Here is a 20,940-nt window from a genome sequence, read left to right on the forward strand (position 1 = left end):
TCCCGGTCGATAGTGTCCCGTCACTAGTGGTTGACCGCCGTTCTGGGCCGCACTGCCCTGGCCCAGGCACCTACAACCAGAAAAATGGATCATCAGAATGCGTAACCGGACAAGACGACTGAAATACACGCTTGCTGCCCTTGGCTTCGTCACACTGCCTTGCACCGCACAGGCTGCAACACTGGATCTGCTCGTACTCTACGACAACGAGTCACGAAACCATTTTGGCGAGCCTAATACAGCGATCCGGAATCTCGTCGACCAGGTCAATACCTTCTATCAGAACAGCCAGATCGACCTGCAGGTGCGCCTGGTCGGCACCATGCTGCACAATCCTGCCGGTGCGAACATGAGTGAAGTCCTGCGCAACATCACGCCGCCGGTATCACCTGGCTCCACAGGCGCGATACGCGCCAAGCGGGATGAAGTTGGTGCCGACTATGTCGCCCAGATCCACCGCCATGGTGGCTGCGGTGTTGCCTGGGTCGGCGTGCATCCAGACTGGGCTTTCAGCGTGACTGGACCAAAGTGCGGCGCTGTTACGCTGGCGCACGAGATGGGCCACAATATGGGCCTCACGCACTCCCGTCGTCAGGGTGACACCGGCGGTTCTCGATACAGATATGGTCTCGGCCATGGCGTTGATGGCCTGTTCGGTACCATCATGAGCTATCCATGGGTATACGGTGGCGCGCGAGGCGTGGCGAAATTCTCCACCCCCAGAATCAGCTGCTCGGGCGTCCCCTGTGGTGTTCCCGAAGGTCAGGCATTGCAGGCGGATGCTGCCAAAGCCATCAACAACATTCGTGACGAAATCGCTGGCTTCCGAGCGGCAAAGACGACACCTACCACGCCCACAAACCCGCCAGGCGGAGCCGAGGCTCGGGTGTACCAGCACTACAACTACAGCGGTTACTCGCTGTCGCTGCCTGAGGGTCGTTACAATATGCAGGACCTGATCGCTCGAGGCATGAAGAATGACGATCTGTCGTCGGTCAAGGTCCCCTCCGGCTGGGCAGTGGATGTCTACCAGCATTACAATTTCACTGGCACGCGTACGACCTACACCAGTGACAATGCCGGCTTCCCCCGCGGTATAAATGACACCGCCTCATCCATTGTTGTTCGGCGGAATATCTAGTGATCATGAAGCACAGGCTCATCATTTCCGCTTTGGCGGTAGCCTTCGTCACGGCTGCCGCTGTCACGGTATTTCTGGTAGTCAATGAGTCGACGCCCAACTCACTGGCCGAGCCAGTGTTGGACCCCGCACAGCAGTCTGCTGTGCCTGGGGCCAGCATGAACAGGGGCGCTGCGGCCGCAGATCAGTCTTCAACCGGTTCGTCGCCTGGTAGGGGGCTCCAGCCATCGACACCGCTGGATCCCGAGGAACTCGAGCTTGGCGACAACCCTGACTATCCCACCCTCGAGTCCCGCCTCACCGAGATGCACGCCCGGCGCGAACACCAGTCTTTCAAACCGGACCAGGTGCTGGCGGCGATCCGGCAACCAGCAGCCTGGCAGTCGGATGACAGCGTCGCCGAGCAGATGGATCTTCCGGATGAAGACCGTTACGACGGCCGCACGTTCATTCGCTTCAATGCGCTCAAAGTCGAGACGCTCATGCCGGGCGATACCATGGAAATTCCCATCGAACAGGCCAATAGCATCTACCAGATGGTGGTTGACGAGGTCGAGGATCATCGCGACGGGAGCATCACCTGGCGCGGGCACCTGCAGGACTTCAATGAGGAAAATCAGGTGATGATCACGCAGAGCGACGGCGTGACCTATGCCGGCATTTTCACCCCCGATGCGCCGTATACCATTGAAGCCCGTGGCGACGCTGGCTGGGTCGTCACTACCGGCACCCTGTTCAAGGGGGAGGAAGAACCCCTGCCAATCCCTGTGCCGGACATCGCGGAATCCCGAGCCTCTCACTAGCGCTTATGATGGAGAACATCCGGGGCTGCATGTTACGATCCTTCCTGTAGGGTGCAGCGTACCCTACATTCAGTTCACACAGTTCGGTTTGAAAATTCAGCCGAAAGAACGATAGACGCTTACGTCCCGTTTCAGCATTCTTGCCGTACCAGTCTCTCGTAGACCAGCGATTAATTTATGCAGTTTTCATCGCCGACCAGTAAATACCAGGCGGGCTCTCACGGGCCTTGAACGAAACCTACATAAACAGGTTTTTGCTATGAAACCCTCTCGCAAGCTACTCCTCACCGGCACCATGTTTGGTGCACTCATGACAGCGATACCAGCCCACGCCATACCAGTCGGACTGGAACTGAGTCTTCTCGTCGATGTTTCTGGCAGTATCGATTCTGAAGAGTATGACCTTCAGCTCCAGGGCTACGCCGATGCCTTCCGCAGCGCAGATGTTCAGGCCGCTATCGATTCTAACGATACCAACTCGATTGCGGTCAACATGATCATGTGGGCCAGCCCGGAACAGCAGGTAGAAGTCCTGCCCTGGACCCAGGTGTATGCCTCCACGGTCAATGATTTCGCCGACATACTCGACTCGATCGTGAGACCGTTCGATGATGGCACTGCCCCACAGACCGCGCTGAATTATGCGGCCACCTATGCGAACAACATCAATGCGAACAACTTCGAGTCCGATCGCCAGATCATGGATGTGTCCAGCGATGGCCCACGCAAGAGCGGGCTGGAAGGTACGGAAGGTAGAGATGCAGCAGTAGCAGCCGGATATGACGTGATCAACGCCATTACCATTGGCGCGGATCCGGATCTGATTGCGTATTATGCCGACAATGTGCAGTACGGTATCGACAGCTTCACGCTGGCAGCTAATGATTTCAACGATTTCGGCACGGCCATCTCAGCAAAGCTGGCCACGGAAATCGGCGGACCCCAGGTGCCTGTCGGTGCCACCCTGCCCCTGCTGGCTGGTGGCCTCGGATTATTCGCACTATCGAGACGCCGTCGCGCAACAAAGTAGTGACTCTCACCTAAAGCTGCCAGCGGGCCTTCCGCGTGGCAGCGACCCGGTGTTTAGCTGGCCCTGCTTCGGCGAGCCAGCAATCCTGCCAGACCTACACCAATCAGAGCCAGTGAGCCAGGGACCGGAACTTCGGTGCCAGTGGTCGGCGGTGTCGGTGCATCTGAAAACGAATTCGCCTGAATAAACACACCAGAATCCAGATAGCCGTCGCTGCGATCCGCAATAGCCAGTTTCATTGAGTGCGTGCCGGCCGTCAGACCTGTAATTGACGCAGTGAACACGTCGGTGAAGCCGTCGTATTCGATGTCGAAAGCCGCTGAACTACCCAGCCCATCGTTATTGTTGAAAAGTCCACAGTTCATGCCGCTTGCCGTGCCGGTATTCCCGCAGTTTACCGTATTCACAGAGACCGGATCGTCTCCGATCAGCGCGATGTTGATGCCATCGACATAGAAGGCGAATACGTCATTGAATTGAGTGTCGACATACTCGTTATATTCATCCGACGCGAATACATAGTTGAAGAAGAGATCGCCACCCGTGCTCGTGAAATCGAACTCCAGCACATTCGCATCACGGGTTTCGCCGCTCACCAGGGCATCCAGATCCGCATCCCCGGCACTGCCCCATCGCTTGCCAGCCTCTGATGAACTGTTGGGACCAGTGGCAATGCTGGCCTTGCCACTGGTGAGCAGGATGCCGCTGTCGATACCGATACCTGCGGATGAGCCGCCGCTGAAAAATGCTGCCTGACCGCTTTCGCCGATATAGTTAACCGAGGTGCTGTCTGCGCTAACGCCTGATCCTAGAATGCTGGCCAGCAGAGCCTGCCCACTGCTGGTTTCGGTGATCACGAGTGCCGACGCTGAACTGCTGGCCAGGGCCAAGGCGGCTGAAAGTAATGTGGCACTGAATGCTGCTGAGGTGTTCATAGGTATTCCCTGTGTGTAGTGAGTTGTCGTCAGAGCGGCCTGTCTGGCTGCGCCCGGAATCAGCGTTAACTGTTCAATGTCATCTGACGGACAGTCGTCCAGGACTGACCCATGAATTTTTTTTCTCGAGTTTTCAGTGGGGCATCCACCTTTTCACGGGATGTGACGAAATTTTATGAGGGCGGGACGGACAGCGGCAGCTTCGAGCTGCCCCGGTCGGATGACACGATGCCGGCCCTGAAGGCTATAGAGCAGCTGTCGCCCAGGTGCGCCAGCGATTCTGCAGCACACGGTCGATCATCACGTTCTCGGGGGTGGAGTCGTCGTCAATCGCTCGTTGCGCGAGTTGCCAGGCGGCCTCTGCGATAGCTTCGTGTTGCTGAGTGAGTGAATTCACCGGAAAGGGCAGAAAGTCCAGCAGCCGACTGTTGCCGAAAGTGGCCAGGCGAACAGGCGATACCGACTTGCTCCAGGCTGCCTGCATTTCACTGCGCAAGCCCTCCATCACGCCTTCGAGCAGACTGAACGAGGTCGTGACGATCGCATCCGGTGTGCGGCCAAGCTCAGACCTGGCTGACTCAAGCGCCGCTTTGCCCGAGGCCATGTCGAAATGGGTGCCATAGAAGCAGTGCTCCGTGAGTTGCGGGATATCGGCCACAGCGGCGCGGAAGCCTTGCTCGCGAAGCTGACTGATCTTCATCTCCGGCATGGCGCCAATGAGAACGAGGGCTTTGGCCCGGATGGGGTGAGAGTCTAGTTCCATGGACCGCACGAGTTCCAGGGCACCCTGCCGGTCGTCGCTGGTCACACTGTAGAAGCTGTCGTTCAGGGGCCGATCGAGCGCGATGACTGGCGTACCCTTTCGCTGGATGACGGCATAGGTGTCCTCGGGATCGATCGTGCACGAAGAGACCAGCAAGGCATCGATGCCACGGGACACCATCATGCGGGCTGCCGCCAGTTCTGTGTCGGCGTCATCGTCCGAGCTTGCGATGATGAGCTGATAGCCCTGAGCGCGCGCCAGCCGTTCGAGGCATTTGGCGATGCGCAGATAGCTGCGGTTTTCGAAATCGGGAATGATGAAGCCGATCGAACGGCTGCTGCCTCGCCTGAGCGCTGCGGCGGAATGATTTGCCTGATAACCGTGCTTCAACGCAACTTCTCTGACCTTCAGCTGCGTATCCACACTGATGCGGTATTTCTCGGCCTTACCATTGAGGACGCTACTCACTGTGGCTTTGGAAACACCGGCCAACCGGGCAATGTCTTCGAGCTTCACGTCATGGGCCTCCTCAGACACAACTGATGAACATGGGGCATAATCGATTCAGCCACATTTTTGAACAGAAGTATATAAAGACTTGCTTTTTATGCTGAACCGTTTCAGTATCCGTAGCATTATCGATTCAGCTAGCTAATATTGTCTCATGAGTCGATTCTGTCGATGGGGATAACAACAATGCTCAAGCTCAGCGCAAAAGATATCAGCCTACACGCTACTGCCAGCGACAAGGCGGCAGTCATCCGTCAGATCGCCGACGCCATGGTGGCTTCGGGCCTGGTGGACCCCGCCTACGAGCAGGGTATGCTGGCTCGCGAACAACAGACCTCAACCTATCTGGGCAATGGTATCGCCATTCCTCACGGCACTACCGAGACGCGGGACCTGGTAAGGCAAACCGGCATCAAGGTGTTTCGCTTTCCTGAGGGCATCGCGTGGGGCGACAGTGGCGATGAGCCACAGCAGATTGTCCATACCGCCATCGGCATTGCAGCCAAATCGGACGAGCACCTGAGCATTCTGCGTCAGCTGACACATGTGATCGGTGATGAAGCCCTGGCCCAGCGCCTTCACACGTCGGAGGATGTCGAGGAGGTGAGGCAGTTGCTCACTGGCGAACTGGCCGGCGAGCGCACTGCAGGCGGAGATTTTCTGCTCACCAAAGACCAGGTCCGCCTGCGTTCGGATGCCAGTACTTTCATGGAGGCGGTGAGCATCGCTGCTGCCCTGCTCTGGACGAACAAGAGCCTGACGCAGGCTGAGCTGGCGATGCTGCCGTCGGTCAACCCCTTTCATCTTGGCGGCGGCGTCTGGCTGAGTACACTCAGGACCGGCGCTGCGAATGGCGGGGCAGCCGTCGTGCAGCTGAAAACACCACTGCAGTTTTCTGGCGAAAGACTGCACATGCTGATTGCCATTGCCACGCAAAGCGAACATCACCGCCCGCTGCTCGATCGGCTTGCCGACTTGATGATGTCGCATACCCTCGATGAGCTGACAAAAGCCTCTCGCGCCGCGGATGTCGTCCGACTGCTCATGGCGACTGAGCTCAAAGGTCAGCAGGTGGTTTGTCGGCTCGCCATGCCGCATGGTCTTCATGCCCGACCTGCTGCCATTCTCGCGAAACTGGCGAAGGGCTATGAGAGTCAGATCTGGGTGGAGAACCTCGATGGCAGTGGCTCTGAAGTCTCGGCTCAAAGCGTCACGAAACTCATCAGTCTGGGCGCCGGGTTGGGTGATCGACTGCGCCTCACCATGGATGGCCCTGAAGCCGAGGCCGCGCTGGCGAACATCTGCGAGGCGATCGCTGGCGGCCTCGGTGACCCCGTCATTCAGCTGCCAGAGCATGATGAGGATCTGGCTCAGACGTTGCAGCCTGCATTGGAGCCGCTGACTGCCGGTGAGAGCCTGCATGGGTTGCAGGGCGCGCCAGGGGTGGCGATAGGCCAGGCTCATGTCATGACGGACACGGTCTTCAGCTTTGCCAGGCAGCAGGGGCCCGCAGTGCGGGAGCTCGAACGTCTTCAGCATGCGATCGATCAGGTGTCTGGGGCACTACAGAACAAGCTTGCGCGAACCACGAACACCGACCTGGCGCAAATTATTGCCATGCACCTGGAGCTGGTGCAAGACCCTGAAATTCGTCGCGACGCCGAGCAGCACATCAAGACCGGCGATAGTGCCGAATGGGGCTGGCAGCAGAGCTTCGAGGCGCTCGCTGAAACGCAGGAACAGAGTACCGAGCTGTTACTGGCTGAGCGCGCCATCGATATTCGCGATGTCGGCAATCAGGTGCTCGGCGAGCTGACGGGTCAGGGCACCCAGGCCAGGGTGAATGAAGAGCACATTCTCATCTGCGAGGAAATAACACCGACCGAAATCAGCGAGTGCGATCCGGCGAAGGTGAAAGCCATCGTGAGCGCGGCCGGCGGTATTACTTCCCATGCGGCCATCCTGGCTCGCTCGCTCGGCATCCCCTTGCTCGTAGCCTGCGGCCCTCGCGTGATGACGGTGACAGAAGGAACATCACTCATCGTCAACTGTGAGGCCCGCACCGTCATCATTGCACCGGACGACGAGACGCTGGCGCATGCCCGTTTCGTCATTGCCGATGAGCAGCGCCTGAACGAGCAGGCGCATGCTCAGCGCCTCGAACCAGCCATTACCACCGATGGCCACCGGGTAGAAGTGATGGCTAACCTGACGGCTGCAAAAGCGGTTAATGCAGCCATCGAAATTGGCTGTGAGGGTGTCGGACTGTTCCGCTCCGAATTCATCTATATGGCGCACGCGCAGGAGCCATCCATAGAAGCCCAGCAGGCGGAATATGCCAGCGTCATGGATCAGCTCGGCTCTGAGCGCCCGCTCATAGTCCGCACCCTTGATATCGGCGGAGACAAGCCCCTGCCCTATATGCCGATGGACGAGGAGGAAAACCCCTTTCTCGGCATTCGCGGCGTCCGGCTGTCACTGCGCTACCCGGACACCCTGAAACGCCAGTTGCATGCGCTGCTGCGAGCGGCCAATGGGCGTCTGCTCAGAATCATGTTTCCCATGGTGACCGATCTGAATGAGTGGCGACAGATCAGAGCGATCTATCGCGAGGTCGCTGCTGGCTATCCAGAAGCTCAGATCGAACTCGGCATCATGATCGAAGTGCCGTCGGCTGCCCTGATGGCAGAGGCCTTTGCGCCGGAGCTGGACTTCTTTTCCGTGGGCACCAACGATCTCACGCAGTACACCCTGGCGATCGATCGTGGACATCCTGTGTTATCTCGTCAAGCAGATGCGATCAGTCCTGCCGTGCTGAAACTCATCGATCTGACCGTTCAGGCTGCTGACCGACATGGTATCTGGGTTGGCGTCTGTGGTGAGCTGGCATCGGATCCGCTGGGCGCCACCATTCTCACCGGGCTTGGGGTACGAGAGCTGAGTATGTCTGCCCGGGCAATTCCTCGAATCAAAGCGCGCCTGCGCACGATTTCACTCCCCGATGCCAGGTCACTGGCTGCACGGGCTCTGGTGGCAGAGAGCAGCGAGGCAGTTCGCGAGCTACTGGCCCCGGCTTCCCAGACCAGGGAGCACGCTCATGTCTGAGGCAGTGTCAACTTCGGCAAAGGGCACGCGGCGGCCCATCGTCACAGTCACTCTGAATCCGGCACTGGACCTTACGCTGCAGGTCCAGCGCTTGCAGACGGGAGAGGTCAATCTGGCTTCGCAGGAACATCTCCGGCCAGCTGGCAAGGGCATCAACGTTGCGCTGGTCCTGCGTGCGCTCGATCAGGCTGTATGCGTCACCGGTATTCTCGGCCTGGATAACAGGCAGCCTTTTGATTCGCTCTTCGATGAGCTCCGGATGGAGAACCATTTCAGTTACACCACCGGCGCCACCCGCATCAACGTCAAGATCTCTGAGCAGGATGGCCGGATCACGGATGTCAATTCGCCAGGTCTGAAGATGTCTGAGGCTGCGATGACGAGCCTGCGCCTGCAGCTGAGTGCTCTCGATGATGTCGCTGACTTCTTCGTGCTCAGTGGCAGCCTGCCTCAGGGGCTCGAACCGCGAACTTATGCCGAGCTAACGTCGCAGCTCAAGACACGCAGGCATCGCGTTATTGTCGATACCAGCGGTGCAGCACTGCAAGCCGTGATCGAGGCCGCGCCTTTTCTCATCAAGCCCAACGTGCAAGAGCTGTCGCAACTAGCTGGTCGTGAACTCATCACGCAGCAGGACCAGGAGGCAGTGATTCGCGATCTGCTGGCGCAAGGCATCGAGCATGTAGTGCTGTCGGATGGCGGGCGTGGGGCGCGTTGGTATAACCGGCAAGCGTCATTGCAGGCGATCCCACCAGAAGTGACAGTTGTCAGCACCGTCGGTGCCGGCGACAGCATGGTGGCAGGGCTGAGCTACGGGCTCTCGAAACAGCTGCCACTCGAAGAGACTTTTCGACTGGCCACAGCGCTGTCAGCCATGGCGGTCAGCCAGATCGGTGTTGGCGCGACCAGCCCGGCAGAACTCAAACAACTACAACAACAAGTGACTGTGAAGCCACTTCCATTTTCGTTTTGAGGTGTCCTCATGAACGTATTGATTCTGACGCAGTGCCCAGCCGGCCTGACCAGCTGCTATCTCGCCGCAACTGCGCTGACCAGTGCTGCTGCTGAGCTGAATTGGGCCGTCACCACTGAAATTCATTCCAGTGTCCAGCCACTCCAGGCCTTCAGCGCCGAACAGATTGCAGCTGCTGATCTGGTCATCCTGGCAGCTGATGGCGAAGTGGACCTTGGGCGTTTCGTTGGCAAGCGCGTATTTCGAGGCGGGGTCGCGGCCTGCCTGACCGACCCCATGCAGTGGCTGCAACTGGCGGATCGTGAAGCCAGCATTCAGCAGGCTCAAAGCACTGCCGGGGCATCGGTCGGCGCGGCCGCCCAGGCGACTGCCAAGTCTACTGGCGGCACCCAAGCCGAGACAGCTAAAAAAATCGTTGCTGTGACCGCCTGCCCCACGGGCGTAGCCCACACTTTCATGGCAGCTGAAGCGCTACAGGCTGCAGGTGCCGAGCTTGGCCATCGTATCAAGGTCGAGACCCGTGGCTCGGTCGGCGCAGCCAATGCGCTCACCGATGAAGACATTGCCGATGCCGATCTGGTCATTCTGGCCGTCGACATCGAGGTGGATGCCACGCGCTTCACCGGGAAGAGGATATATCGCTGTAGTACCGGCGCAGCACTGAAGAAGCCTAAAGACATCATCAATACCGCGCTCACCAGCGCCAGAACCGAAAGCGCTGAAGCAGGTGCAGCCCCGGATTCTGCCAAGGAAAAGGCGGGTGTCTACAAGCACCTGATGACCGGCGTCTCCTTCATGCTGCCGGTGGTCGTCGCGGGTGGTCTGATCATCGCGCTCTCGTTCGTGTTCGGCATCGAAGCCTTCAAGGAAGAAGGCAGCCTGCCAGCCGCACTCATGATGATCGGCGGCGAAACTGCGTTCGCACTGATGATTCCGGTTCTGGCGGGCTATATTGCCTTTTCGATCGCTGACCGGCCGGGTCTCGCACCTGGCCTGATTGGTGGCATGCTGGCCAGCTCGCTTGGCGCAGGTTTCCTTGGCGGCATACTCGCTGGCTTCATCGCTGGTTATATTGCCAAGAGCCTCGTGACCTATATTCGACTGCCGAAGTCGGTCGAATCGCTCAAACCCATCCTGATCGTGCCCTTGCTGGCAAGTCTGGCGACCGGACTGATCATGATTTACGTTGTTGGTACGCCGGTAGCGGCGGTCATGTCCAGTCTCACCGGCTTCCTGCAGAGCATGGGATCTACTAACGCCGTTGTGCTCGGCATTATCCTTGGCGCCATGATGTGCTTCGATCTCGGCGGGCCGGTCAACAAGGCGGCCTACACCTTTGGGGTCGGGCTGCTGGCCAGCCAGACCTACGCCCCAATGGCCGCTATCATGGCGGCGGGCATGGTGCCGGCTCTGGGGCTCGGGCTGGCTACCTTCATCCGTAAACGCCAGTTCAATCAGACAGAGCAGGAAGCGGGCAAGGCAGCCTTTGTTCTGGGACTGTGCTTCATCTCCGAAGGCGCCATTCCTTTTGCAGCGAAAGATCCCATCAGGGTCATTCCTGCCTGCATCGTCGGTGGCGCGACGACCGGCGCCCTGTCCATGCTGGTCGGCGCGAAGCTGATGGCCCCTCATGGCGGCATTTTCGTGCTGTTCATTCCCAACGCCATAACGCCAGTATTGCTCTACCTGGGAGCAATTGCTGCCGGCACGACGGTCACGGCCTTGCTGTACCTGCTGCTCAGGGCAAAGTCGTCCGCACCTGTTACCGCAGCAGCCTGAAACGGGCTGGTCAGGTCCAAGGCTTCAGGGTTACGATGCGGAATCATCTGCGGAGTGACCACGCACCAAGGCTGAGTATGAAAAGCAGATCTTCAGGCGCGAGCAGGGCCTTGGCCTTGTGGCTTGCCCTCGTGTTTTCACAGCACCTCGCTGCGGAGGTGCTCAAAGGCATCGTAGTCAGCGTTGCCGACGGCGACACTATCACCCTACTGGACGATCAGCGAAGGCAGCACAAGATTCGTCTTGGGGGTATCGACGCTCCAGAGCGGAGGCAGGCCTTTGGACAGGTGTCACGATCGAACATGGCCGACCTTGTGTTCAACAAAGCTGTTGAGGTCGAATGGCACAAGCGTGACCGCTACGACCGCATCATTGGCAAGGTCGTCGTTGCTGGGGAGGATGCCGGATTGACGCAGATTCGCATGGGTCTCGCCTGGCATTACAAACACTATCTGAAAGATCAGAGCCCCGAAGACCAAAGGGCCTATGCCATTGCCGAACTGGCTGCCCGAACTGCAGGAAGCGGTCTCTGGCAACACTCCGATCCGCAGCCGCCCTGGGACTTCCGTCGCAAACGCTGAAACTGCCAACCACTGCCCGCCCTGCCCTGACCGGTATCCGCAGCAGATCACATTTCAGCCCCCCCAGCTACTGTACACTTTGCCAGATAAGGTATTTCTATAAAAAGCTGACCCCGGATTCCTGGCTCCATCTGGAACGGAGAGGCGGCGTCTACGCAAACGGAAAGTACAGGGATGCACACACCCGCTGAATTTCAGCTGCTCGATCTTTACGCACGTGATGGCTGCCGCCTGGCGCTGCGCCTGTTCGGCTCGGGTGCTGAACATGCCGTCGTTCTTCATCTCCATGGCAGCTCCTACAACAGCACGCTCTACCTGTCCTATGGTGAAACACTGGCAGCGCAGGGCTTTACCACCTATCTGCTGGACTTTCGTGGTAATGGCGATTCCCTTGGGCCCAGAGGCACAGTCGCTTATATCGGTCAGCTGGAAGACGATGTTGCAGACATCATCCAGGTGATCCGTCACAAGCATCCCCATACACCAATCATCCTGTCCGGTCACTCGGCTGGCGCGACCGTAGCGCTTCGGTACGTCGACAAGTACAGCGATCAGTCACTCCGCGGCCTCGTGCTGATGTCGCCAGTATTCCCTGCCAGTATCGAGTCTGCGCGTACGGACTTCGGTTTGAACCGCCTGCTGTTCCGGCTGAGCCATTGGCGGCGAGAAAGCGCTCATGACCCAGCACCTCGTCACATCCACAGGCACTTGTTCAAGGTGTCACTGATGCGGGCGCTACTCTGCAAGGTCGTGCCGATCCTGGGTCACATGAAGACAATCTACTTCCCTGTGGGATCCGACCTCGAGCAGGTGGACGACAGGGTGCGTCAGTATAGTTTCAGAATGATGGAATCACTGACGGCCAGGAATTACCTGGACATTCTTGGCAGCCTGCACAAGCCGCTCTTCCTGACGATAGGCCGGGATGACGAGATCACCACTCCGCTCTGCATAGAGGCCGCTCAGCGCTGGTATGTACCATTTCACCCGCAGAATCGAATGATCCTGGTACCAGAGACGACTCATCTCGGTATCGTCAGAGCCGCCGCGAATGAAATTACACTGTGGCTCAACGCCCTGCTGAAAGTGCAGAAGGTCGCCTTCGAGAAGGCTGCCTCATGAAACGCGGCGCTGTGGAAATCATGGGGGTGGTCTGTCCAAGAAATCAGCAAGGCCTGCTGCTGCACTATATCGAACATCTCTTCACCTGTGAGCTTGCTCGGGCGCTAACAGCACATCAACATCCCGCCCCCCCCTCGCAGCGCATCGACAGCCTGCACGACACCACTAGCGCCGATAGCAGTGGCTGCGCCTGGACAGGCGTCATGGCTGCCCCCGGCCGGACACGTGAGCCCCTGAAGACTGTGCCTGATGCCGGACCGGCCGCTGAGGCGCCTTCGTATGGCAGCTTCGCGATGGCCTGCGTCACACCGCAAGGCGACATTCTGCTGAGCTGTGACCAGGCTGGCGTGGCCCCACTCTACTACCGCCGGGTGAATCAGGCTGTCGTCTTTTCGTCTTCGCTGCACTTCCTGACGACGATGACATCCGACACCACACTCCATGCGGGCCACCTGAGCGAGTTTCTCGCCACAGGCCTTCTCTCCGGAAGCGAAACCCTGTATCAGGGCATCTATCGGCTCGAAGCAGGACAGCGCGTGCGCATTCAGCAACGACTCAACGAGGTCAGGGTTGATATTGAGTCTCTTTCGGTATCGGCGCTAGCTGCAGGCCTGGAAGTACGCATGCAGTTTCCCCTCTCACTCAAGCTGGATGAACCGGCCACGACCTTCGGTACGCCTGAGGCCTTTCTGGCGACGCCGAAATATAGTCGCGCGCTTGGTTCTCCTTCGGACATGAGCTGGGAGCTGTCTTACCGGCATCAATTTCGCCAACATAAAGGTGCCGTGTTCTGCTGCGATCTTGGCGCACCGGTCGACGCAGCTGGTTCGCCGGCCCAGCCCCTGTACCAGAATCTGCTGCGGCGTCGCTATAGAAAAGCGCTTGCTGGCCAGACGGCTCGGAGTATTCGAACAGCCGCGCAACAGTCATTGGCGCCCCGACTGGGCAGTGCGGTCAGCGATGCAGAAATCGATCGCTTCATCGAGTTCAAATGGCTCTTGCCCGATATTGCCCGCAGGCTTTTCATCACCGCCAGTACGCACGGCTGTACCGTACTCTTCCCGGCTCTGAACACGCTGCACTCGGCGCTCAATACCTGCCTGGCCAATGGCAGCGCTGATGAACTCAGAACCCTGCTTCGCTCAGACTCGAGGCTTCCAAGGGCGGTGCGACATGCCAGTGCTCATTTCAGTCTCAGCGATCCGAGTGCCGTCAACGTCTTTGATGCGGCCCAGCGACTGTATCGCCATGGTCATTCGACCAGCCTCATGAACCGGATATTCAACCTGTCGCCCTGGCGGACGGTCAGATATCTTTCGCAAGGCTCGCCTACACAGGCAGAGCGCTTCGCCCTGACCTTCCTGACCCTCGACTACCAGCTTCGGATCAACCGCTGCCATCAGGTCAGCGAAGTTGACTGAGACCTACTGCCCGAGGCCAAGTACCCACTGAGCTATAGCCTCTGCAGAGGAGAGCATGACTGTGAGATGACCCTCGTCGTCGACCACAGTCAGCTCCGCCTTGGGATTTGCGTCCAATACGAACTGCACCACCTTCGCTGTGTCGAACTCGACATCATCTTCACCGAGCCATATCCCGATGGGGACCTCGATTCCTGCCAGCGCTTCTCCTGGATCTTCTGGCGTCAATGCTTTGGACATGGCAATCGTCATGCTGTCGATCAACTGAGGATCCTGGTCACGCACGATGTCCGGGTAGTTGAAGCCGACAGCCGGGCTATGCTCGAACCAGTCGTCGTTCACACCATTGAGCAGGAACTTGCTGAAGTCCGGATTGGCAAACGGCATGTCGTTGGCCTCGTTCTCAGTGGCGGCGCCATAGCCGAAATAGGGCGCGAGCATGACAACGCCATCTACCGGCAGCGGTTTCGACATACTGTCGAGTACGTTGAGCGTGAGCCCTGCTCCAGAGGCGTGGCCGCCGACAGTCAACGCAAGGCCAGGGTGCTGAGCGTGCGCAAACTCGATAAACTCTTCAGCATCCTGCCAGATACGCTCGGGCTCAGTTGTATCGCCCCGGTCGCCCTGCGAATGACCATGCCCCCGAATATCAGGCATGTAGGTCGCAATGCCCAGTTGCTGCAGACGGTGCCCCATGGTCTGGTAGCCAGCCCCGCTGTGGACACCGCTGCCGTGATAGAACACCAGCACCGCCTTCGGCTGTGTTTTCGGCACATAAGCTCGATACGCCAGTTCAAGGCCGTCGCTGGTGTCGAAGGCGACCAGCTTCGCCGGCGCCAGCGGCACTTCGGAGAGCACCTTGAACTCGTCGGTGAGTGGCGAGACCACGGTACAGGCGACCAGCGGCTGCAGCAGGCAGATCAGAACCATGCGCTTCATAGGTTTAGTCATTGTCTCGTTATGCGTGTGAATGATGCTTGATGGAACACTCCTGCCACAACCATACCGCAAGGTGTGCAAAAAAGCGTGGGTAGGTCTACTGCTTTATCGGACCTGTAAGTCTTACAGTCACTTTATACAATTGTCTGCCGGAAACTGGATCGCCATCCCTGCAAACCCCCGCGTCTATCTCGGCGAACAGGAGGCACGAACATTGCTTTTTTCGTCTGGTCATTCCTGAAAACAAGAGCCATTTCCACGGAGGACGCCATGTCCGTAAGATTATTCGATAACAAAGGTACGCCACTCGACCAGCAGAAATTCACCTGGAAGGAACTCGTTCAAAAGCCGCTCAGCAAGCTTGATGATGATGCGTTCACCCGTGTGCGCGTTATTCTCATGAACGGTGTCGAACAGCAGGCCAACCGCTTCCAGCACATGTGTGCACAAATGAATGGAGAACTACGCTCACCGCTCGCGCAGATCAGGCGAGTCGAACATCACCAGCAAACCATGATCAACTGGTTGCTCTCGGGCGATCACTCGCCCATCGAAACCACCATTGGTTACGAGCAGGTTGCCATCGAAGTCACGGCGGCGATCGCCCAGCAGGAGCCTGATCCTTATCTGGCGCAGGTCTATCGATTCGGCTTGCTGGAAGATTTCGATCACATGTATCGCTATTCCGCCTTGCTCGACCGCGTCGAAGGCAAAGACGCCAACAACATCCTGCAGTGTTACACCGATGTTGCGCCAGGGCGTCCGACCATCGTCGAGCATCGTCATCCCACTGATGATCTGCGTGATCATTATGATCGCGAGACCGCCAAGCCGATTAGCAAGATGAATGCCTTGACCATCATGTCAGGTGAGTATCAGACGCGCGACTACTACATGAATATCGGACCAACCTTTGCCGATCCCGTAGCTCGCCAGCTTTATGCAGAAATCGCGTCTATCGAAGAACAGCACGTGACTCAATACGGTTCGATCATCGATCCGAACGAAACATGGCTGGAGAAGTGGATGCTGTACGAGGCTAATGAGGTCTACAACTACTACAGCTGCCTGGAGGCCGAAACCAATCCACGCATCAAGGCAATCTGGGAGCGCTTCCTTGATTATGAACTTGGACATTTGAATGTGGTCACGGAACTGTTCAAGAAATACGAGCGTCGAGATCCTGCAGAAATTCTGCCGGAAATTCTGCCAGACCCGATCCCCTTCGAGAGTCAGCGTGAATTCGTGCGCACGACATTAGAGAAGGAGCTTGAGATGAGTGCGGCGGGAACTGAGTTTGTGGATCGAATGAAAGAAACGGAAGCTACCCAGGCTTATCGCAAGCACATCAATTCTGAAGGTTCACCATCTGAAGCTGTTTCAGCGGACTACAAGTGGCAACCAGGCACAGAGATCGCTGGCAGGGCTGAAAAAGGTGGCCAGCCGGGCAAGGCCACTGAAAAAAGTAGGCAGCCAGCCTGAATTTCGAACCTTCACCAATGAGGAGATCATCATGGAAAAATCAACAAAAATGGGCAGTAATCTCACCGGTATCGACATGTCGCCTATCGACAGCAAGGCGATGATCGAAGGCGCCGAGCAGTATACCAACATCGACCAGAAGCACGAAGATGGCTATTCGTATGAGCAGATCCGGCGCCAATACATCCAGGACTCAGATGCCGTAGGTTCTGTGCCGCTACCAGGCAGCATAAAGGGCGCTTTCAAGTCGATGATGGACAAGCTCAAAGGCAATAATCCCGAGATGCTCATCAACAAACTTGGCGAACGTCTTGCCTTTGAACGTACCGGCGTACGCTTCTATGAAAGCTTCATACTCAAGTGCGAGGCCAAGCTGAAGGAGCAGGGTATTCGGGTGCCCATGGACGAGCTGCGGGAAATAAGGGACGAAGAGCTCGAACATTTCCAGATGCTGAAGAAAGCTATCGAGTCCATGGGCGCAGATCCGACTGCGATGACGCCAGATGCAGACGTCAGCGGAGTGGCGGCCATGGGGGTTCAACAGGTGCTGAACGATCCTCGCACCACCATTTCACAGTGTCTGCAGATGCTGGTGATTATCGAGTCCACCGATAATGCGGCCTGGGAGGTGTTGATCAAGCTCACGGAGGATCTCGGTCTCGATGACATGACGGCGCAATTCCAGCAGGCCTTAAGACAGGAAGAGAGCCATCTCCACAGAGTAAAGGCCTGGTATGAGGAGGCTGTCCGTACTCAGGCGAAAAAGAGTATGAGTATGTCGCACTAGGGTGCTAGCGCATCTCCAGCGGGGCCGGGCAGCAGCTTTACCCGGCCCACTCTACCTTACCCCCCGACGACGACCCCGCCATTGGGGTGCATGACCTGCCCTGACATATAGCTGGCATCTTCACAGGCCAGAAACAGGAAGCTCGGCGCTACTTCATTGGGCTGCCCCGGCCGACCAATGGGTGTGCCTTCACCGAAGTCATCCAGTTTTTCCTCACTGGCTCCACCGCAAGGATTGAGCGGCGTCCAGATGGGCCCCGGCGCCACGGCATTGACACGGATGCCATCACCAATCAGGTTCTCCGACAGCGATCGGGTAAACGCGGTAATCGCGCCTTTGGTTGCCGAATAATCCAGTAGTTCTGGGCTCCCCTTGTACATTGTGACTGACGTGCAGTTGACGATGGCTGCGCCTTTCTTGAGATGCGGTCTGACGGCCTGGGTGAGAAAGAACATAGAAAAGATATTGGTCTGGAAAGTACGCCGCAATTGATCTTCCGTGATCGTGTTTATCGACTTGTCTGGGTGCTGTTCCCCGGCGTTATTCACCAGGATGTCGATTTTGCCGAACTTGTCCATCGTCTTGCTGGCTACGGTTTCGCAAAATTGCGGATCGCCGAGATCGCCTTCGAGCGTCAGCGACTGGCGGCCTTCGTTTTCGACAATAGATGCAGTCTTTCTGGCGTCATCGGTTTCCTTCAGGTAAACGATGACGACGTCGGCACCTTCCCTGGCATACAGGGCTGCCACCGCTCTGCCTATGCCACTATCCGCCCCGGTGACGATAGCCACTTTATCCTTCAGCCGGTCCGATCCCCGGAAGCGAGGCTCCCAGTCCGGTTTTGGCTCAAGGTGGCTTTCATGTCCTGGTAAACCATCTTCATGCAGTTCTTTTTGCTGTATAGCCATGTCTATTCTCCTTATTTCATTTGCTGCAGTGATCAGCGGTACGACAAGAGGTTGTCAGACGATTTCTTCAACGCCGAACGTGACACGCTTCCCAAATTGTGGTCTATAACTTATGGATGGTTTAGTATTTTGCGTCGGCCAGTATTCTGCCGGACTACAAGCGTTCCATCTGGGGCGTCTTGGGAACTGGGGTGATGCTGACCGCTGCTGTCTCCATCATTGAACCTTGATCGGAGTGCACCACATGAAGGCGCCCGAAAAGCCGGAAAACGAGTTGCAGCGTCTGGCTGCGCTTCGTGCCACAGGTCTCCTGGACACACCGGCTGAAGAACGTTTCGACCGACTGACACGGCTGGCAAAACAGCTATTCGGGGTCGAGACGGTACTTATCTCGCTTCTCGATGACAAAAGCCAGCGATTCAAGTCCTGTCAGGGTGCAGATGTGCTCGAAACCAGCCGAGACATCTCGCTGTGTGGTCATGCCATTCTCGGTGACGAGATCTTCGAAATTCCAGATACCCTGGAGGATGAACGATTCAGGGACAATCCACTGGTCACCGGCCCACCCTACATCCGCTTCTATGCGGCGAAGCCTGTCTGTACGGCAGCAGGATATAAACTCGGCACCTTCTGCATTTTCGATCCGAGACCCCGTAGCCTCACCTCCGGTGAGTGCCAGGCATTACGGGATTTCGCCGCAAGCGTAGAGAACGAAATAAGGGCCACCGGCACCAATGTGCGGGAAAAAATACCGTACGCTCCAGCCGACGGGGGCGCGCCTGCGCCAGACAGCCAGGAGAAAACTCAAAGCGGCACTCCCAGTGCCCGGGTTCAGGCCGTGCTGGATCACATCATCGATGGCATCTTTATCATTGAGCCAGACGGCACTATTGATGCTGTCAATCGAGCGGCCCTCGATATGTTCGCATACGAGCCGCACGATCTGATCGGTAGCAAGATCGATATTCTGTTTCCGAGCCAGGCAGCCACCACTGGACCAGGCAAAGACAGCACGGATTCACATTGGGTCAGCCGAAATATCGGTTTTCGCCATGAGGTCTCTGCGCAGACAGGCCAGGGCTCGATACTGGAAACTGAGCTGGTGGTGTCCGAGTTTCATCGTGGACACCTGCGTCAGTTCATCTGCATGCTCCGCGACAACTCCGCACGCAAGGCACACGACAAGGAAATCAGCCACTTCGCCTTTTACGATCCCCTCACGCAGCTGCCAAACAGGCGTTTGCTACAGGACCGACTGGAACACGCTCGACTGGCCAACAAGCGTCTGCACAGCCATGGCGCCCTTCTGTTCATCGATCTGGACCATTTCAAGAAGCTGAACGATTCGGCTGGGCACCATATCGGAGATATGTTGTTGCAAGAGGTAGCGCTGCGCATCAAGGGCTGCGTGCGTGACAGCGACACAGTATCCCGCTGGGGTGGCGATGAGTTCGTGGTGGTGCTGGAAAATCTTGGTGGGGATGAAGCCTCTGCAGCAGCGTTCACAGAGATGATGAGCGAGAAAATACGCACCCAGGTGAACCAGCCATATTTACTCGGCGAGTCTCGCGAGATTCTGTACAAGTGCAGCCCGAGCGCCGGTGCCGTGCTGTTCTACGATGAAGACAAGCCGCTCGAGGAGTTACTCAAGCAGGCGGACATGGCTATGTACCAGGCGAAAGCGGCAGGCGGCAATCAGACTGTCTTCTTCGATCCTGCCATGGATGCAGCCGTCAGGGCTCGCTCGGAAATGGAGCAGCAACTACGCCAGGCTTTGAAGCGTCAGGATTTCAGGCTCTTTTACCAGGTCCAGATGGATGCCGATAACCAGGCCACGGGCGCAGAAGCGCTGCTACGTTGGCAACATCCGGACATTGGTACGGTGCTCCCCGCCAGCTTCCTGCCCTTGGCCGAGGAATGTCATCTCATCCTGCCGATTGGACAATGGGTTATTGAAGCGGCTTGCACTCAGCTAGCACTGTGGGCCGAGCAGCCGCAATTGTCTCACCTGACCCTGTCGGTCAATATCAGCGCCTCGCAGTTCTCGGATCCAAATTTCGTGAGCCTTGTCTGCAACGCCTTGACTACTACGGGCGCTGATCCTCGACGTCTCAAGCTCGAAATCAACGAGCCAATGGAGGCGTCGTCTCTGGAAGATATTCACGACAAGATGATCGCACTTTAAAGCCAGGGCGTGCATTTTTCTCTGGATCGATACGGCGCGGGCTATTCGTCCCCGGCCCACCTCAAGCAGCTTCCGATCGAACAGCTCAAGATCGATCGAAGCCTGGTTCACGAACTGCAAGACGAGCACAGTGATGCCAGCCTGAGCAAGGCCATCATCGCATTGGCAGAAAACCTCGGCTACACCGTGATAGCCGAAGGTGTCGAAACGGAGCAGCACCGCGGTGTGCTGCTGCGGCTCGGTTGCCGCAGCTATCAGGGCTATCTCTATGGTGTCCCCTTGCCAGCAGAAGATTTCGAGCGCTCACTAACTATTCCTGCCCCCTGAAGGGCCATTTCGTATCACCTTCGCCCAGTATTGACGGCGCTAGTGGTATGCTAGCTGCAATTGGCTGCAATCCATGCAGTCAGACATATCGTTATAAGTCCTCGAGGTCTTCCTGAAACGCAGGTTTCAGCAGGAGCAGTCCCCAGGGT

The 20,940-nt window shown here is 57.5% G+C and carries 15 protein-coding genes and 1 pseudogene; 12 read left to right on the plus strand and 4 right to left on the minus strand.

Translation table 11 applies throughout. The features are described 5' to 3' along the window. Positions 1 to 97 precede the first annotated feature (97 nt). From ABD735_RS05070 to ABD735_RS05080, 3 genes are all read left to right on the plus strand, one after another. On the plus strand, positions 98 to 1,141 hold the full coding sequence (locus ABD735_RS05070; protein WP_344803973.1) for a M12 family metallo-peptidase: 1,044 nt from the start codon (positions 98 to 100) through the stop codon (positions 1,139 to 1,141). Between the two features lie 5 nt (positions 1,142 to 1,146). Next, a complete protein-coding gene (locus ABD735_RS05075; RefSeq protein WP_344803975.1) occupies positions 1,147 to 1,944 on the plus strand; it encodes a hypothetical protein in 798 nt (265 codons plus the stop codon). Positions 1,945 to 2,203: 259 nt separating this feature from the next. Then, positions 2,204 to 2,974, plus strand: a complete 771-nt coding sequence (locus tag ABD735_RS05080) for a DUF1194 domain-containing protein (RefSeq protein ID WP_344803977.1) — start codon at positions 2,204 to 2,206, stop codon at positions 2,972 to 2,974. Positions 2,975 to 3,027: 53 nt separating this feature from the next. Here the strand turns inward: ABD735_RS05080 and ABD735_RS05085 are convergent, their stop codons facing one another. Further along, entirely contained in the window at positions 3,028 to 3,909 is an 882-nt protein-coding gene (locus ABD735_RS05085) for a choice-of-anchor L family PEP-CTERM protein (protein ID WP_344803979.1), read from the minus strand. 244 nt (positions 3,910 to 4,153) lie between these two features. Continuing rightward, complete coding sequence (locus tag ABD735_RS05090; RefSeq protein ID WP_344803981.1) at positions 4,154 to 5,188, minus strand: LacI family DNA-binding transcriptional regulator; 1,035 nt, start codon at positions 5,186 to 5,188, stop codon at positions 4,154 to 4,156. Positions 5,189 to 5,368: 180 nt separating this feature from the next. On the opposite strand from ABD735_RS05090, the gene ptsP reads away from it, so the two are divergent. From ptsP to ABD735_RS05120, 6 genes are all read left to right on the plus strand, one after another. After that, a complete protein-coding gene (gene ptsP, locus ABD735_RS05095; RefSeq protein ID WP_344803983.1) occupies positions 5,369 to 8,287 on the plus strand; it encodes a phosphoenolpyruvate--protein phosphotransferase in 2,919 nt (972 codons plus the stop codon). Then, positions 8,280 to 9,260 carry a 1-phosphofructokinase gene (gene pfkB / locus ABD735_RS05100; RefSeq protein WP_344803985.1) on the plus strand — a complete coding sequence of 327 codons (981 nt, stop codon included), beginning with the start codon at positions 8,280 to 8,282 and terminating at the stop codon, positions 9,258 to 9,260. Before ptsP ends, pfkB begins: the two co-directional genes overlap by 8 nt. 9 nt (positions 9,261 to 9,269) lie before the next feature. After that, positions 9,270 to 11,039 carry a PTS fructose-like transporter subunit IIB gene (locus tag ABD735_RS05105; protein WP_344803987.1) on the plus strand — a complete coding sequence of 590 codons (1,770 nt, stop codon included), beginning with the start codon at positions 9,270 to 9,272 and terminating at the stop codon, positions 11,037 to 11,039. A gap of 77 nt (positions 11,040 to 11,116) precedes the next feature. Further along, positions 11,117 to 11,620, plus strand: a complete 504-nt coding sequence (locus tag ABD735_RS05110; protein WP_344803989.1) for a thermonuclease family protein — start codon at positions 11,117 to 11,119, stop codon at positions 11,618 to 11,620. A gap of 174 nt (positions 11,621 to 11,794) precedes the next feature. Further along, a complete protein-coding gene (locus ABD735_RS05115; RefSeq protein WP_344803991.1) occupies positions 11,795 to 12,742 on the plus strand; it encodes an alpha/beta hydrolase in 948 nt (315 codons plus the stop codon). Next, on the plus strand, positions 12,739 to 14,163 hold the full coding sequence (locus tag ABD735_RS05120; RefSeq protein WP_344803993.1) for a hypothetical protein: 1,425 nt from the start codon (positions 12,739 to 12,741) through the stop codon (positions 14,161 to 14,163). The genes ABD735_RS05115 and ABD735_RS05120 overlap by 4 nt, the downstream gene beginning before the upstream one ends. Before the next feature lie 3 nt (positions 14,164 to 14,166). Here the strand turns inward: ABD735_RS05120 and ABD735_RS05125 are convergent, their stop codons facing one another. Continuing rightward, entirely contained in the window at positions 14,167 to 15,114 is a 948-nt protein-coding gene (locus tag ABD735_RS05125) for an alpha/beta hydrolase (protein WP_344803995.1), read from the minus strand. Positions 15,115 to 15,372: 258 nt separating this feature from the next. Between ABD735_RS05125 and ABD735_RS05130 the strand changes: the two genes are divergently transcribed. Both ABD735_RS05130 and ABD735_RS05135 read left to right on the plus strand, forming a co-directional pair. Beyond that, positions 15,373 to 16,584: a hypothetical protein gene (locus ABD735_RS05130; RefSeq protein ID WP_344803997.1), complete on the plus strand. Its 1,212-nt coding sequence runs from the start codon at positions 15,373 to 15,375 to the stop codon at positions 16,582 to 16,584. A gap of 31 nt (positions 16,585 to 16,615) precedes the next feature. Further along, positions 16,616 to 17,371, plus strand: a complete 756-nt coding sequence (locus ABD735_RS05135; RefSeq protein WP_344803999.1) for a ferritin-like domain-containing protein — start codon at positions 16,616 to 16,618, stop codon at positions 17,369 to 17,371. A gap of 56 nt (positions 17,372 to 17,427) precedes the next feature. On the opposite strand, the gene ABD735_RS05140 is transcribed toward ABD735_RS05135, so the two are convergent. Further along, positions 17,428 to 18,279, minus strand: a complete 852-nt coding sequence (locus ABD735_RS05140; protein WP_344804001.1) for an SDR family oxidoreductase — start codon at positions 18,277 to 18,279, stop codon at positions 17,428 to 17,430. 244 nt (positions 18,280 to 18,523) lie between these two features. On the opposite strand from ABD735_RS05140, the pseudogene ABD735_RS05145 reads away from it, so the two are divergent. Beyond that, positions 18,524 to 20,791 (plus strand): annotated as a pseudogene (locus ABD735_RS05145) (sensor domain-containing phosphodiesterase). The last annotated feature ends 149 nt before the right edge of the window (positions 20,792 to 20,940 follow it).

It is taken from the genome of Allohahella marinimesophila (assembly GCF_039538005.1).
Lineage (GTDB): Bacteria > Pseudomonadota > Gammaproteobacteria > Pseudomonadales > Oleiphilaceae > Allohahella > Allohahella marinimesophila.

Excerpts from the sequence above, each read along its gene's own strand:
- ABD735_RS05110 (WP_344803989.1), top strand. The coding sequence starts at position 11,117 with ATGAAAAGCAGATCTTCAGGCGCGAGCAGGGCCTTGGCCTTGTGGCTT.
- ABD735_RS05070 (WP_344803973.1), top strand. The coding sequence starts at position 98 with ATGCGTAACCGGACAAGACGACTGAAATACACGCTTGCTGCCCTTGGC.
- ABD735_RS05125 (WP_344803995.1), bottom strand. The coding sequence starts at position 15,114 with ATGACTAAACCTATGAAGCGCATGGTTCTGATCTGCCTGCTGCAGCCG.
- ABD735_RS05085 (WP_344803979.1), bottom strand. The coding sequence starts at position 3,909 with ATGAACACCTCAGCAGCATTCAGTGCCACATTACTTTCAGCCGCCTTG.
- ptsP (WP_344803983.1), top strand. The coding sequence starts at position 5,369 with ATGCTCAAGCTCAGCGCAAAAGATATCAGCCTACACGCTACTGCCAGC.
- ABD735_RS05130 (WP_344803997.1), top strand. The coding sequence starts at position 15,373 with ATGTCCGTAAGATTATTCGATAACAAAGGTACGCCACTCGACCAGCAG.
- ABD735_RS05105 (WP_344803987.1), top strand. The coding sequence starts at position 9,270 with ATGAACGTATTGATTCTGACGCAGTGCCCAGCCGGCCTGACCAGCTGC.
- ABD735_RS05080 (WP_344803977.1), top strand. The coding sequence starts at position 2,204 with ATGAAACCCTCTCGCAAGCTACTCCTCACCGGCACCATGTTTGGTGCA.
- ABD735_RS05115 (WP_344803991.1), top strand. The coding sequence starts at position 11,795 with ATGCACACACCCGCTGAATTTCAGCTGCTCGATCTTTACGCACGTGAT.
- ABD735_RS05120 (WP_344803993.1), top strand. The coding sequence starts at position 12,739 with ATGAAACGCGGCGCTGTGGAAATCATGGGGGTGGTCTGTCCAAGAAAT.
- pfkB (WP_344803985.1), top strand. The coding sequence starts at position 8,280 with ATGTCTGAGGCAGTGTCAACTTCGGCAAAGGGCACGCGGCGGCCCATC.
- ABD735_RS05075 (WP_344803975.1), top strand. The coding sequence starts at position 1,147 with ATGAAGCACAGGCTCATCATTTCCGCTTTGGCGGTAGCCTTCGTCACG.
- ABD735_RS05140 (WP_344804001.1), bottom strand. The coding sequence starts at position 18,279 with ATGGCTATACAGCAAAAAGAACTGCATGAAGATGGTTTACCAGGACAT.
- ABD735_RS05135 (WP_344803999.1), top strand. The coding sequence starts at position 16,616 with ATGGAAAAATCAACAAAAATGGGCAGTAATCTCACCGGTATCGACATG.